12 protein-coding genes are annotated in these 14,858 nt (G+C 57.1%); 7 read left to right on the top strand and 5 right to left on the bottom strand.

Going from position 1 to position 14,858, the window contains the following annotated elements; translation table 11 throughout:
• The first annotated feature begins 9 nt into the window (after window positions 1–9).
• From VRY85_RS11520 to VRY85_RS11490, 7 genes are all read left to right on the top strand, one after another.
• Entirely contained in the window at window positions 10–453 is a 444-nt protein-coding gene (locus tag VRY85_RS11520) for a helix-turn-helix domain-containing protein (protein WP_414598745.1), read from the top strand.
• A gap of 6 nt (window positions 454–459) precedes the next feature.
• Window positions 460–1,563, top strand: coding sequence for a carboxynorspermidine decarboxylase (nspC, locus tag VRY85_RS11515; protein WP_414598744.1), 1,104 nt, complete (start codon window positions 460–462; stop codon window positions 1,561–1,563).
• A 39-nt stretch (window positions 1,564–1,602) separates the two neighbouring features.
• Window positions 1,603–2,898: a saccharopine dehydrogenase C-terminal domain-containing protein gene (locus VRY85_RS11510; RefSeq protein ID WP_414598743.1), complete on the top strand. Its 1,296-nt coding sequence runs from the start codon at window positions 1,603–1,605 to the stop codon at window positions 2,896–2,898.
• A 246-nt stretch (window positions 2,899–3,144) separates the two neighbouring features.
• Entirely contained in the window at window positions 3,145–5,013 is a 1,869-nt protein-coding gene (hutW, locus tag VRY85_RS11505; RefSeq protein WP_414598742.1) for a heme anaerobic degradation radical SAM methyltransferase ChuW/HutW, read from the top strand.
• Window positions 5,010–5,735, top strand: coding sequence for an SDR family oxidoreductase (locus tag VRY85_RS11500; RefSeq protein ID WP_414598741.1), 726 nt, complete (start codon window positions 5,010–5,012; stop codon window positions 5,733–5,735). The genes hutW and VRY85_RS11500 overlap by 4 nt, the downstream gene beginning before the upstream one ends.
• A 2-nt stretch (window positions 5,736–5,737) precedes the next feature.
• Window positions 5,738–6,091, top strand: a complete 354-nt coding sequence (locus VRY85_RS11495) for a hypothetical protein (RefSeq protein WP_414598740.1) — start codon at window positions 5,738–5,740, stop codon at window positions 6,089–6,091.
• 111 nt (window positions 6,092–6,202) lie between these two features.
• Window positions 6,203–8,362: a TonB-dependent receptor plug domain-containing protein gene (locus tag VRY85_RS11490; protein WP_414598739.1), complete on the top strand. Its 2,160-nt coding sequence runs from the start codon at window positions 6,203–6,205 to the stop codon at window positions 8,360–8,362.
• A 63-nt stretch (window positions 8,363–8,425) separates the two neighbouring features.
• On the opposite strand, the gene bfr is transcribed toward VRY85_RS11490, so the two are convergent.
• The 5 genes from bfr to fdnG all read right to left on the bottom strand — a co-directional run bounded on the left by bfr (window position 8,426) and on the right by fdnG (window position 14,720).
• Window positions 8,426–8,905 carry a bacterioferritin gene (gene bfr, locus VRY85_RS11485; protein WP_414598738.1) on the bottom strand — a complete coding sequence of 160 codons (480 nt, stop codon included), beginning with the start codon at window positions 8,903–8,905 and terminating at the stop codon, window positions 8,426–8,428.
• Window positions 8,906–8,966: 61 nt separating this feature from the next.
• On the bottom strand, window positions 8,967–9,887 hold the full coding sequence (fdhE, locus tag VRY85_RS11480) for a formate dehydrogenase accessory protein FdhE (RefSeq protein ID WP_414598737.1): 921 nt from the start codon (window positions 9,885–9,887) through the stop codon (window positions 8,967–8,969).
• A gap of 8 nt (window positions 9,888–9,895) precedes the next feature.
• A complete protein-coding gene (locus tag VRY85_RS11475) occupies window positions 9,896–10,609 on the bottom strand; it encodes a formate dehydrogenase subunit gamma (protein ID WP_414598736.1) in 714 nt (237 codons plus the stop codon).
• Window positions 10,609–11,547 (bottom strand): formate dehydrogenase subunit beta, encoded by a 939-nt coding sequence (fdxH, locus tag VRY85_RS11470; RefSeq protein WP_414598859.1) that lies wholly within the window; start codon window positions 11,545–11,547, stop codon window positions 10,609–10,611. Before fdxH ends, VRY85_RS11475 begins: the two co-directional genes overlap by 1 nt.
• Before the next feature lie 56 nt (window positions 11,548–11,603).
• Complete coding sequence (fdnG, locus tag VRY85_RS11465; protein WP_414598735.1) at window positions 11,604–14,720, bottom strand: formate dehydrogenase-N subunit alpha; 3,117 nt, start codon at window positions 14,718–14,720, stop codon at window positions 11,604–11,606.
• Window positions 14,721–14,858: the final 138 nt, after the last annotated feature.

Below are 14,858 nucleotides of genomic sequence, written 5' to 3'. Positions count from 1 at the left end.
CAAGCTTGTATGACTACCAAATCCGGTAAAAGTATGCCCAAGAAATCCCAGAAGGCGGCGGGTGTTTCCATGAATGGAACCGCATCGCACGCTCATGGAAACTCCAAGAAAACAGATGACTATGCTCATGTGCAGCCTGTTGTCGCGCCCGCTGTGAAGGTGGAAACGCTCAAGGATTTGCGCAAAGCTACGCGATACACGCAGGATGACCTTGCTCTGGCCATGGGTGTCGGTCAGGGAACGGTGTCGCGCATTGAAAAGCGGCGCGACATGCTGGTGTCCACCTTGCAGCACTACGTAGAAGGCATGGGCGGCAAATTGCAGATTCTGGCCACTTTCCCGAATCGTCAGCCGCTCGCCATCGAATCTCTTGGAAGCAAAACCACCCGGCGCACCAAAGCGCGCAAGAGAAAGTCTGCTGAAACTGGCAGCAGCCGTCAGTCCGTACCCTGATTAAAGATGCACAACTTAACTACACCGTACTACCTTATCGATAAGCAGGCTCTGCAGCGTAACCTGGACATCATGGATTACGTCCGCGAGCATTCCGGCGCCAAGGTCTTGTTGGCGCTCAAGTGTTTCGCCACGTGGTCGGTATTCGACCTGATGCGCAAACATATGGACGGCACGACCTCATCTTCCCTGTATGAGGTTAAGCTGGGCTACCAGAAGTTTGGTGGCGAAACCCACGCGTATAGCGTGGCGTATGCCGACCACGAAATCGAAGAAGTCGTCGCCAACTGCGACAAAATCATTTTCAACTCCATCAATCAGCTCGAACGCTACGCGAAGTATGCCCAGGGAAAACCTATGGGCCTGCGCCTGAACCCGGGTGTCAGCGTGGCGGGTTTCGATCTGGCTGATCCGGCGCGTCAGTTCAGTCGATTGGGCGAAGGCGACCCGCAACGCATTCTGGGCGTGATCGACCGCATAGATGGCGTGATGATTCACAACAATTGTGAAAACAATGACTTGCAACGCTTTGACGATCTGTTGTCAGCGGTGGAAGAGCGTTACGGCGACATACTAAAGCGTTTGAAGTGGGTGAGCCTGGGAGGCGGAATCAGTTTTACCGAGCCTGGCTATCCGCTTGATGCTTTCTGTAAGCGTTTACGCGATTTTTCGCAGAAGTATGGTGTGCAGGTGTACTTGGAGCCGGGCGAGGCCTCAGTGACGCAGAGCACCACCCTGGAAGTCAGTGTTTTGGATGTCGGCTTCAATGGCAAGCATCTTGCAGTCGTGGATGCTTCCACTGAGGCTCACATGCTTGATCTGCTCATTTATCGCGAAACCGCGCCGGTGGGCGATGGCGAAGGCGAGCATGAGTACATGATTTGCGGCAAGACATGCTTGGCAGGCGATATTTTCGGCGAAGGCCGATTCCGCCGGCCCTTGCAGGTGGGCGACCGCATTTCCATCGGTGATGCCGCTGGCTACACCATGGTGAAAAAGAATTGGTTCAATGGCGTCAATATGCCGTCCATAGCCATTAAGGAAGCCGATGGCTCCGTGCGCGTGGTGCGCGAATTTTCCTTTGACGATTACGTCAACAGCTTGTCCTGATCGGCGCGCTGCTCACTCAAATACTGGGGGGTTATCCACATGAAACGTAACGTACTTATTATCGGCGCAGGTGGCGTAGCGCATGTTGCCGCACACAAATGCGCGCAAAACAATATTCTGCTGGGCGATATTCACATCGCTTCACGCACGCTTAGTAAATGTGAAGCCATCATTGCTTCTATCAAGGAAAAAGGGAATCAGTGCGGCCCTGGCCTGCTCAAAGCCCACCAGCTCGATGCCATGGATGTCGAGGCGACCAAGGCTCTGATTCGCTCAACTGGTAGCCAGATTGTTCTTAACCTGGGGTCGCCTTTCCTCAATATGTCGGTCTTGCAGGCATGTATTGAAACAGGGGCCGCCTACCTGGATACAGCGATTCACGAAGACCCGGCCAAGGTCTGCGAGACGCCGCCTTGGTACGCCAACTACGAATGGAAGCGTTTGGAAGACTGCCGCAAAGCGGGCGTGACCGCGATTCTGGGTGTAGGCTTTGACCCTGGCGTGGTTAATGCCTATGGCCGTTATGGCATGGACACCTACTTCGACACCGTGGAGTCCATTGACATTATCGACATTAACGCTGGCAGCCACGGGCATTACTTTGCTACCAACTTCGACCCTGAAATCAATTTCCGCGAATTCACGGAAACCGTGTGGTCGTGGGAGGACGGCAAGTGGAAGGCTAATCAGATGTTCGAGCACCGCAAGGAATGGGATCTTCCTGTGGTGGGCAAGAGCACGGCCTATCTCACTGGCCACGACGAACTTCACTCTATGTCGAAGAATCTGGGTGTAAAGAATATTCGCTTTTGGATGGGGTTCGGCGATCACTACATTAATGTGTTCACCGTGCTGAAGAACCTGGGCCTGCTGTCTGAAAAGCCGGTGCGTACGGCTGAAGGCCTGGAAGTTGTGCCGCTCAAGGTCGTTAAGGCCGTGCTTCCGGATCCGGCCTCGTTGGCGCCGAATTACACTGGTAAAACGTGTATTGGCGACTTGCTGAAAGGCACGAAAAACGGCAAGCCTCAGGAAGTCTTTATCTACAATATTTCCGATCATGCCGAGGCTTACAAGGAAGTGGGCAGTCAGGCTATTTCTTACACCGCCGGGGTGCCTGCTGTGGCAGCCGCAATGCTGATTGCCGATGGCGTATGGGATGTCAGCCGCATGGTGAACGTCGAAGAGCTCGACCCCAAGCCCTTTATCGAACTGATGAATCGCATCGGGCTGGTTACGCGTATCCGCGATGCGCAGGGCGATCGAGTCCTTGATCCTCATGCCGAAGCAGATGCGGCCGCAGGCAAGCCGTCAACGCTTGGCGTGCAGGCAGGGTAACTAACGAAGCTGATGTGCTGGGCGGGTAGTGGCCCGCTTCACAATGCATTGGCTATAGGGCCGGACATCCTTTGATTGGAGGGCCGGCCTCTTTTCTTTGGTGCTTGAATGAATGCGGGGCCATATCTCGGGCCTTAGTACCTGCGGATTTGTACCAGCGCAAGTGACTTTGATTTTTATCATAACAATTATGAATAATAATAATTATCGTTATGGTGTAGGTTCCTATTAAAATTAAGGATGGTCATGCTGAACGAATACTTCGCACGTTATGATCACAATCCGCTGCGCAATGCATTCGCGGTTCGCCGGGCCGTACTGCCATGGCGAAACAAACGGGCAGTAACCACGACGGATGCGGCGGGGCTGTGCACGCGCTTGCATCAAGAAGTGGGTGGTTCGAGTGGTCAGCTGGCCTATATCCACGTGCCGTTCTGCGCAAATCACTGCCTGTTCTGCGGCTTTTATCGCTATGCTCACACGCCTGCTGCGGCCTCCCGGTACGCGAAATTGTTGGCAGGTGAACTGGCTTTGGGGGGCGAGGCAGCATACGGGTCATCCGCGTCTGTGGATGCCTTGTACTTTGGGGGTGGGACGCCCAGTGCTTTGTCAGCTCAAGATCTTGAGCGCGTGTTGATCGCAGCCCGTCGCCATCTGCCGCTGGCGGACGATTGTGAAATTACCCTTGAAGGCCGCATCACCCATTTCGATGATGAAAAAATAGACGCCTGCCTGGCAGCAGGGGTGAACCGGATTTCCATCGGCGTGCAGTCGTTCGATACAGATGTGCGAAGGCGCCAGGGGCGCAAGTCTAAACGAGGCGAGGTTCTGCGTTTTCTGGAAGGGTTGCGCAGCCGTGAAGGTTTTGCGTTGGTGATTGACCTCTTGTACGGACTGCCGGGACAGACGCCGGAAGTCTGGCGCCAGGATCTGGCGGCTGCCATCGCGCTGGAGCCCGACGGCATCGACTTATACGGTTTGAATTTGATTCCTGGTTCGCCGCTGCACAAAGCCGTCGGCTTGGGTAAGTTTCCCGCATTGGGCGGGCTCGACACCTTGGGCGAGATGTACGACACAGGCGCGCGTACCTTGGCCGCAGCAGGCTGGGAACAACTCAGCAACAGCCACTGGCGACGCACAAAGCTTGAACGCAACCGTTACAACCTTCAGATCAAACAGGGAAGGGACTGCTTGGCGTTCGGTGCAGGCGGCGGCGGTTCCGTCGGCATGTACAGCTACGCCGTCAACAGTGACCTGGAAGTCTATGAGGGCGCGGTAAGTCGGGGAGCAAAACCCATTGCCGGCCTCTGGATGGCAGATGTGCTTCATCCTCTGCGCTGTGCGGTGACTGCGGGTTTTGAAGTGGGTCAGCTGGACTTTGCAACAGCGACGGCTTGCCTCGATGAAGAGGTCAAGAAAAATATGATTTCCCTGGTGAAGCAGTGGCAATCCGCTGGTCTGCTGGACTGGGATGAAGGCATCATCCGCCTGACGCTGGCGGGGCGGTTTTGGTATAGCAATCTTATCTTTGCATTCGACGCCTTGCTGTCTGAAGCGCTGTCTGCAAGGAAATCAACCAAAAGGAGTTCCATTGTGACTCAGGTTTCAAATCTTCAGGCGTTGCAGGCCGAGCTGGCCAAGAATCCAGGCGGCATTCTGGAAGCCCTCGCGGCGCAATATGGGGTGTCGCAGCAGGCGGTGGTGGAGGCGCTGCCGCAAGAGATGCGCACGCGCGTTGCTGGCAGTGCCTTTGTCGATGTCATGCAGGATCTCGCAGGGTGGGGCAAGATGACTGTCATTGTTCATACTCCCGATGTCATCATAGAGTGTCATGCGGCGGTTCCCACAGGCAAACTTGGCCACGGTTTTTATAACCTGCAAGGGGGAGATGGCCCTCTAAGCGGACATCTGAGGCCAGAGCGTTGCGGCGCCATCTATTTTGTGCGACGCCCTTTCATGGGTAAGGAGACGCGGTCGGTACAGTTCTTCAACGCCGATGGCGATGCCATGTTCAAGGTGTATGTAGGGCGGGATGAAGGCCGCGAGCTTAAGTCTGACCAAGTTGAACGTTTTAATGAGCTGGAACGCAAACTCACGGTGCAGGAGGTCGCGTGAATCACAAATCTTCCGTACCCGTGCTGATTTTCGGCGCCAGCCGTGGCACCGGGCTTTTGCTTGCGCGGAGGTTACGGCGACAGGGGGTCGATGTATATGCCATGTTGCGTCCGCAATCGGACGGCACTGAATTGCATGACTTGGGTGTGCACGTGTTGCAGGGCGATGCCTTAGAACCCGATGACGTGGCGCGTGCCTTCAGTGCCGCAGGGGCCGGGTGTGATGTCGTTTCCACTCTTGGGGGCCGTCAGAACGGACGTTACGTTGACCATGAAGGTAATGTCCACGTGGCCGACCAGGCTGCGCAGGTGGGCATCCACCGCTTCGTGCTGGTTACCTCAATTGGGTGCGGCGATATGGCACCTTATCGTTCGGCAAAAGCCGTTGAGGCATTCGGCGACAGTGTCGATGCTAAAACGCGGGCCGAAAATCATCTCAGGCGCGTGCTGCCCAGCGCCACCATTGTGCGCCCGGGCGGTCTGCTTTCTGATAACGCGACAGGCCAAGGATGGCTGTGCGAGGATCCTCAGGTCCATGGTTTCATCACACGGGCGGACTTGGCCGAGCTTATTGACAGGGTGTTGCGCGACCCGGCCACCCGGGGGCGGACGTTAGCAGCGGTAGATGCGCAGCGCTTGCGTTGTGTGAACCCTGTAACGCCTTTTTCCCTGAGCCCTGCTAGAGATACCCCCGATGGCGCAAGTGTGACGGGGGTGGCATAGGCATGACCGCAACGTTTCTGATGTTGATTCTGACCCTTTCAGACGGGGGGCTTTCTGCTGCGTTCGTGAATACCCAGACTCAGGAAGAGTGTGAGCGCAGGGCTTTGTTGGTGCGCACCATTCTTCAAAGTGGTAGCGCGCCGATCGAGCGTCTTGAATGCCTCCCTTCCCACTCGCACTTTGAACCTTTCAAGCATGGTGTGACAGAACATCAGCCGGTGCACCGGTATGTCGTTCGTGTTGAATCGGGGAGGGTGAGTGTAGAGCGGCTGGCGGTTGGCGAGCCCTGCCGCGACGAGGGTGGTTCAATTTACTGCGTGACGTCCAGGCAGAAGTTGCTGGCGCCAGAATCCTAATGGTTGTTTCTTCAAGACTTGTTTCCTGTATGAGCTGCGGCATGGGGCCGCAGTCATGGGTGCGCACGCCTTTTGGCGATGGAATGACGCACTGGAGTACGAGATCTAAAAATGAAGAAATCAACACTGGCTACAACCATGGCGTTAGCGGCTTCCTGCCTGTTGCCAACCTCTGCTCAAACTATCGATAGCAGCGAACAACCGGGCTCACCTGCTGCCATGCGGCCGTCCAAGCTGGACACGATTACCGTGCTGGGAACCCGGACCGAAACTTCCGTGCAGAACAGCCCTGCCTCCGTGTCCGTGATTGATCGGTATGAGATTGAGCGGCAGGCTCCCGAAAGCATCGCTGAATTGATTCGCGATGTGCCGGGGGTTGAGGTCGTGGATGCTTCGGCGGCCGGTATGAAGCGTATCCGCATTCGGGGCGAGTCCTCGCAGCGCGTGACCATTTTGGTTGACGGGCAGGAGATCACGGATCACAGCACATTTGGTACGCCCATCCTGGTGGACCCCGCCAACGTTGAGCGCATCGAGGTGATTCGAGGGCCAGCTTCAGTATTGCACGGCGCTAAGGCTATTGGGGGCGTTGTTAACATCATCACGCGGCGCGGGGGGGATGGGCCGATAGGGCTTGAAGTGGGCGGCACGTGGTATTCGGGCTCAAACGGCTGGCAGGGGTGGAGCGCTTTATCTGGCTCTGTGGGTGACTTTGATTACCGCCTGTCGGTCAGCGGTGATGACCACAATGATCGCAAGGTGCCCAAAGGGCAGTACACCCCCACCGGCAGGCTGGATGGCACTTCCTACAATAATCGGGATGTGTCGCTGCACCTGGGCTACACCTTGGGCGCTGAACGCAACCACCATATTGCGCTCAAGGTTAATCAGCACAAGCTGGAGACAGACAGCTGGACAAGCCCGTCGACCCTGCAGTATCCGATTACGGATTTCAATATCAGCCTTCCGAAACGGGACCTGACCAAGGTTGGGCTGTATTACGATGGCGAGAACCTGAGCCCGCTGGTGCGTAAAGTCCATGTGGACGCCTATTATCAGAAGGTGGACAGGCTGTTTTCCAATACCGTAACCATGCAGCCGCTTCCCATTATGAGCGTGGGGGTGAACTCCACCTCGGATGATCGCAATGTCAATTACGGCGGCACGGCGCAGGTTGACCTGCAGTTCTATCCTTCCCACTACACCATTGCCGGCGTGCAATATTTGATGGACGACTTGGACACGGCGAAGAACTCGACAACGAGTACGACCCGATCCATCCCAATGCAGCCACCGATGAAAACGGTGAGATATAACCCGCGTCGAGACCGCGCCTCCTTGCGCACGCTGTCGGCGTTTGTACAGGATGAGTGGTCAATTACAGACGACTTCAAACTCATAGGCGGCCTGCGCTATTACCATGTGAAATCCAGCCTGGATAAAAGCAGTCAGCCGATTGAAGCAGGCCGAGGGGGGAGCACTACTGACCGCTTGGTTAAGTCTTTGGGCATGACGTACACCGGCATCAGCAATACCACATTGCGGGCGTTGTATTCGGAAGGCTACATCATGCCCACATTGCTGCAGATGTTTACTGACACGACAGCAGGTAGTGGTTCCCCGACTCACGGTAATCCGGGACTTGCGCCCGAAACGTCACGTAATATCGAGATCGGCGCCCGTTACAGTGGGGGCGGTTTGGTACTGGATGCGACGGCTTTTTATACCAAGGCCAAGGACTACATCACCACACAGCCCTGCGTAGCAGGTATCTGCCCGGCTTCGGCGGGGGCTGGCGACTATGGTTATGTCAATGCCAACAGTGCAGATTCCTTTGGTTTGGAGCTGCTAGCCGAGTATGCGATACCCGGGTCATCGTTCACCCCTTACGCGTCGGGTGCTTGGATGCGGCGCGAGGTCAATGTGGGGCCGCTTTCCACCTACAACAGTGCGACACCCGCCCTCAGCGGCCGCCTGGGTTTACGCTATGACGATACCTGGGCCGGCAACGATATCTGGGCGGACCTTTACATGCGGGGTTCGACCCATTCGCTGCAGACGGTGCGCTCCAGTGCTGGGGTGGATTCCACCGACCGCTTGCCAGGATGGGCTAGTCTGAACCTTTCCGTGGGTGCTGAAAGCGGGCGAGATACCCGCCAGCAATTTGCGCTGCACTTCAACAATATTCTTGATAAGGAATATCGGGCGTCTCGAGACGAACTGCCAGGCACGGGTCGCAACGTCGTTCTGACGTATCAGGTGAAATTTTGAGGGAATGAGAGGAGAATCCAGCGGCTTGAATGGCCGCCGGATTTAAGGCCATAGGTGGGGCCGTCAGGCTTGTTCTGAGCCCATTTGCGATTGCAGGTAATTCTGCAAGCCGATTTTTTCGATCAGGCCAAGCTGCTTTTCCAGCCAATAGGCGTGATCTTCTTCGGTGTCGCGCAGTTGGGTCAGCAACATGTCGCGAGTGACATAGTCGCCGAGCTCCTCGCAGAGTGCCATGGCGGCCTTGAGGTTGTCGCGTACCTTGTATTCGACTTCGAGATCCTTGCGCAGCATTTCTTCGACGGTTTCACCCGGGGTGAACTCGTGCGGGCGCATGTCGGGCTTGCCTTCGAGGAAGAGGATGCGGCGCAGAATGTCGTCTGCGTGCTGAGTCTCTTCTTCCATTTCATGGTTGATACGTTCGTACAAGCGCTGGTAGCCCAGGTCTTCGTATTGACGAGAATGCACGAAGTACTGATCGCGCGCGGCGAGTTCGCCACGCAACAGTTCTACCAGGCACTCGATGACTTTGGGATTGCCTTGCATTTTAGTGGACTCCAGAAAAAATCTTATAGGGCAATGTTACTGCATCCCTACTGTGTAGGGCTTAATACCCCACCAAGAAGGGGTTGAAGCCGCCTTTTGTGAAGGGGGTTTCGTTCTTCATCAGCATGTCTAGCCCCAGGCTGCCAACATCGTCGGCGATGGGTTCCAGGCTGGCATTGCGTACTTGATACAGCACTTTCACCCAGTGGTTGCATTCGCTGCAGACTTCGGCCTTGACGGTGGCATCGGCGGTTTCGGCACTACGGTAGCTGATGCCTTTGGTAGAGCCGCAGCACAGGCACTTGATGCGAACTTCATTCCATTGCGTGGCACAGCAACTGCAACTGGCGTAACGCACGTTTTCAATGTCGCGCAACCCGATGACGGACGAGGTGGCAGGACGACCGCCACAGGCAGGGCATACGCCCGTCGCCACTGGGCGCAGCGCTTCCACAGGTAAGCCCGCCGCAAGTTGCGACAGGTGCACCTGCACCGCCGCTGCGGCTAACAGGTGGGGGGCAATGCTATCTGCTGGAATGGTGTCGGCAAGCACGTTGGCCAGCAGCCAGCTGCGGTCTTCGTGGGACGCATCGAGGACGGCTTCCAGAGCCTGACGGGCGGGCTCTGGCATGGCGAGCGCCTGGGCGGCTTTGCAGAGCGCTTGAAGGCAGTCATGCAAAGATGCATCGTGAGCCAGGGAGGCGCGATTGATCAGCGGAAGGCCGCTTTCTACGGCCTGGCTGATCTGTTCTGCTCGGATGGGTGCCGGCGCGTGCTGCTGTACCAGTTCTGCCTGAATGCTGGCCAGATCGGCCAGAAACTCCAGATAGGCGGCGAGATCGCTGCTTTGCGCCAGAAAGCGCAGGCGTTCAGCTCGCTGTGTGAACTGTTGCACTGGCTCCTGGCGCAGCACGAACGGCGTCTTGGCGACGCCGCCGGTGATGAAAGAAGGGTCGGGCTGTATTGGTGTGTTCTTTCCCATGACAGTGCTCATTCCCTGCCGGACTCTGCGGCGGCATCACGGCGGGCGAGTTCGCGCAGCCATTTACGGTGGTGGCGGTATGCCCAGCCACCCGTGACCGTGCCACGTGTCATGGCGCGAATCGTGCCGCGTGTCCAAATGGCTGCATAGACGTGTGCCAGCACAACGAGGAAACAGCCCAATGCGGCAATGGCATGCACTACAACGGCAATGCGTTGTACTGGAATGGACACGATGCCGGAGAACTGCTCTTCCCAGATCATGATGCCGGTGACGACCAGAAGCAAGATGAGAATACTCATGGCCCAAAAAACGACTTTTTGGCCGATGTTGTACTTACCGACTTCCGGCAAATTGTCGCCATTGCCCCGGACGACGTCGCCGATTTTTTTGCCCCATTCCACGTCTTCCCGTCGCAACACGTTCAAGCGCCACATTTGCAAGAACATACCCAGAAAGCTGACGACCAGCACCACGCCGATCCAGGGGTGGATCCAGCGCGTGATCTGGCCGCCGCCAAACAGGTTGGTGAGCCAGTACAGCGACGGGTGAAAGAAGGCAAAGCCGCTGAATAGCAGTGCGAACATGCACAGAGCGGTGAGCCAGTGGTTGCAGCGCGTAAAGCCCCGGTACCGCATTAACAATACCGGTTTGCGGCTGACCAGTTCATCACCCGAAGCGGAATGAACTCGCTTGTTTTCGGTTTTGAGCGTAGCGGCCATTATTGCTCCTTTTCGGATTCGCGTGCCGGGGTTTGGCTAGCTGAGTCGACCAAGTCTTGTGCGGCTTCTTCTTCCTGCTCGCTGACCCTGTTGGCTCGCGCGATAAGGCCGTGCAACACGGCGCCTGCCGTCGCGATGCCCGCCGCAACCAAGCCTGCCTTCTTGGCGGGGCCTTTCCAGAATTCCACCGCGGGTGAGATTTCTGGGTTGTCGGGCAACCCGGCGTACAACGAAGGTTTGTCGCGGTGGTGCAGAACATAGCGGACATGGGTGCCGCCCACCCCTTCGGGGTTATACAGCCCGGCGTTCTCGTAGCCGCGTTCCTTGAGGTCTTCTACTCGCTCAGCCGCCAGCGCGTCCATTTCTTCTTCGGTGCCGAAACTGATGCACTCGGTGGGGCAGGCTTTAGCACAGGCTGGGCCTTGGCCGACCGCGACGCGATCTGAGCACAGCGTACATTTCTTGGCGACCTGCGCGGTTTTGTGGATGCGGGGGATGTCGAAGGGGCACCCCTTGACGCAATAACCACAGCCAATGCAGTTTTCAGAAATGAAATCGACAATGCCATTGGAGTACTGCACGATGGCGCCGGGGGCCGGGCAAGCCTTGAGACAGCCCGGGTCGACGCAGTGCATACAGCCATCTTTGCGAATCAGCCATTCCAGGTCGCCGGTTTCAGGGTCTTCGTACTCCGTGAAACGCATCAGGGTGAACATGTCCGGCGTGAGATCGTGTGGGTTTTCATAGATCCCCACGTTCTCTTCCATCTCGGGCTGGGTATCGTTCCACTCGATACAGGCCGACTGGCAAGCTTTGCAGCCTATGCATTTAGACACGTCGATCAGTTTGACGACTGGAGTCAGTTGGCGCGTGGGCGGCGGCACGTTGGCCGTCGCCGAGGCGCGCACGACGTCAGTGGCGTTCAAGTTGGACGCCATGGGTTGCACCGGCGGGTTGGACGCCGCCGTGCGGGGTTCGGGAGCCTGAGGGTTGCTCATGTGGTCAGCCTCCTGATATCGGCCTCGCTGGCCGGTTCAATGTTGACGAGAAACACCTTGGATTCGGGGGTGTCGATGTTGGCGTCACCCGCGAACACAGTGAGGCTGTTCGCACCAAACCCTTTGCGTGCAGTGCCGGTAAAGCCCCAGTGAATAGGGACGCCGACTACATGGACGTCTTTGCCGTCACACACGAGCGGACGAATGCGCTTGGTGACGACGGCTTTCGCCCAGATCTCGCCGCGTTTATTCCAGACACGAACACGACTGCCCTTCTTGATGCCGCGCAAGGCCGCGAGCTCTTCGCTGATTTCCACGAAGAAGTCGGGCTGTAGCACCGAGTTGATGCGGTTGTGCTTGGTCCAGGTATGGAAGTGCTCGGTCAGGCGGTACGAGGTGCCCACGAAGGGGAACTCGTCGCTGGTGCCCAGCTGCTCCACGTCGCGTTCAAAGATGCGCCCCGCCGGGTTACCGCGCAACTTTTTGTTGAACGGGTTTTCAACCGGGCTTTCCCACGGTTCCATATGCGTGGGGAAGGGGCCGTCGCGTAGCAGCCTGCGTGCGAACAGTCGCGCCGTGCCTTCTTCCGTCATGATGAAGGGCATGACGACTTCCGGCTTGGCGGTAGGCGAGAAGTCCGGCACATCGTAGCCTTCCCAGCGCTCCTTGGAGGCATTCCATTCCATCAGCTTGCGGCGTGGGTCCCACGGCTTGCCTTGCAAGTCGGCGGACGCACGGTTGTACAAGATGCGGCGGTTGGCCGGCCAGGACCAGGTCCAGTTCAGATAAGTGCCGATGCCGCCTTCGTCGTGATTGTCGCGGCGGGCCATCATATTGCCGTCTTCCGTCCAGGAGCCCGCGTAAATCCAGCAGCCGGACATGGTGGACCCGTCGGCGCGCAATTCACCAAAGCCTGCGTGTTGCTCGCCTGCCTTACGCACCAACTTGCTTGGGTCGTTCAGGTCGTAGACGTTCTTCAACGCGCGGCCATTCATCTCGCGTGCCAGTTCGGCAGGCTTGGGGTTGGCCGGGTCGGCATATTCCCAGCTCAGATTAAGAATGGGCTCTGGGCAGACACCACCTTCCTTACGGTAGAGCTCCTGCACGCGGCGGAAGATACCGGCCATGATCCAAGTATCGTGCTTGGCTTCGCCCGGGGGCGTGGCGCCGGTCCAGTGCCATTGCAGCCAGCGACCCGAGTTCACCGTAGCGCCTTCGTCTTCGGCGAAACAGGTGGAGGGCAGCTCCAGCACCTCGGTCATGATTTCCGCCGGGTTTACATCGTTGTAAATGCCGTGGTTCTGCCAGAAAGCGGCGGTCTCGGTTTCGAGCGGGTCGATGGACACCAGCAGCTTGAGCTTGGACAAAGCATTGCTGAGTTTGGCCCGGTTGGGGAAGGCCATCAGGGGGTTGAAGCCCTGACAGAAGTACAGATTGACTTTGCCTTCCTCCATCATGGTCATGGTGCGCAGGATGTCGTAGTAAGGAACATCCAGTTTGGGCAGCCAGTCGTAACCAAAGTCATTTTCCGGCGTGGCAGCATCGCCCCACATCGACTTGAGGAAGCTCACGAAGAACTTGTCCGTGTGCTGCCAATAGCTGGTCTGGCCGGGGAAAAGCGGCGGGTTCTTGCGAGTGGACAGGTACGAGGCAAGATCCGGCTCGCTGTCCTTAGGCAAGGTCATATAGCCCGGAATCATGTTCGAGAGCAGACCGATATCGGTCAGCCCCTGAATGTTGGCGTGGCCGCGAAGCGCGTTCACACCGCCGCCGGGCAGGCCGATATTGCCCAGGATAAGCTGCAGCATGGCCATGCCGCGGATATTCTGAGCGCCCTTGGAGTGTTGGGTCCAGCCCAGCGCATAACAGGCCGTCATGACCTTATCTGTCGCCGAGGTTTCGCCAATCATTTCACAGATCTTCAGGAAACGGTCTTTGGGCGTGCCACAGATGTTTTCCACGAACTCAGGCGTATACGCCTCGACGTGTTGCTTGAGCAGGTTCCACACACAGCGCGGGTGTTCCAGCGTGGGGTCGGTCAGTGGTTGACCATTCTCGTCGAACTGGTATTCCCACTCTTCGGTGTTGAACGCGCGAGCGTCTTCATCGTAGCCGTTGAAAAGGCCATCCTTCCAGCCAAAGCCGTCCTTCACCAGATAACTGGCGTTGGTGTAGTGCTTGACGTATTCCCACTGCACCTTGCCGTGGGTAATGACGTAGCGAATGACACCCATCAGGAAGGTGATGTCGGAGCCCGGCCGGATCGGCGCGTAGTAATCAGACACCGCAGCCGTACGGTTAAAGCGCGGGTCAACGACAATCAGCTTCGCTTTATTGCGATGCTTGGCTTCAGTCACCCATTTAAAACCACAGGGGTGAGCTTCAGCAGCGTTACCGCCCATGACGATAACGAGGTCGGAGTTCTTAATGTCTGTCCAGGCGTTGGTCATAGCGCCACGGCCAAATGTCGGAGCCAAACTGGCCACCGTGGGACCGTGTCAGACGCGTGCCTGATTGTCGAATGGAAGAACGCCGAGTGCGCGAACAGTTTTGTAAGTCAGCCAGCCGTTTTCATTGGTGCCGCCGGAAGCTGCGAGGAAGCCCATTGAGGTCCAGCGGTTAACGGTGGTGCCGTCTGCGTTTTTCTCAATGAAGTTGGCGTCGCGATCGTCCTTGATATGGCGGGCGATCTTATCGAGGGCGAAATCCCAGCTGACTTCCTGCCATTCGTTGGAACCCGGTGCGCGGTAACGCGGCACCCGGGTACGAGTTTCGGAGTTAATGAATTCAGATAGCGCGGCGCCCTTGGGGCACAAGGTACCCTTGTTGGTCGGGTGGTCGGCATCCCCTTCAATATGGATGATGCGGGCCTTTTCGCCGGCGTTGACGTCGCCCTTGGAATACATGATGATCCCACAGGCGACCGAGCAATAGGTACAGATGTTGCGGGTTTCGGTGGTGGTTGTCAGCTTGAAGCTGCGAACCCCGGCAGCAGTTTGGGCTTCAGCCTCGCTGAAACCCAGCGCTGTCAATGACGTGGCCGCCGCGCCGGCACCTGCCAGCTTCAGGAAGCCTCGCCTTGAAAGGCGCGGGAAAGAGGTTTCTTTTTGCATATTTTATCGCGCAGTCTCTACAGACATGGATAGGTGAGCCAACTATGAAAAGTTCAGGCAAAAACCTTCCTATTGTAAGGTGTTTTGAATTTGACAGCGCTTAGCCGGAGGGCTTGCACATACCAATGCGTGCTGAAT

The sequence above is a fragment of the Achromobacter sp. F4_2707 genome (genome assembly GCF_047501535.1).
Classification (GTDB): Bacteria; Pseudomonadota; Gammaproteobacteria; order Burkholderiales; family Burkholderiaceae_B; genus Yanghanlia.
The sequence above is the reverse complement of the archived record's forward strand: the minus strand, read 5'-3'. Positions and strand labels throughout refer to the sequence as shown.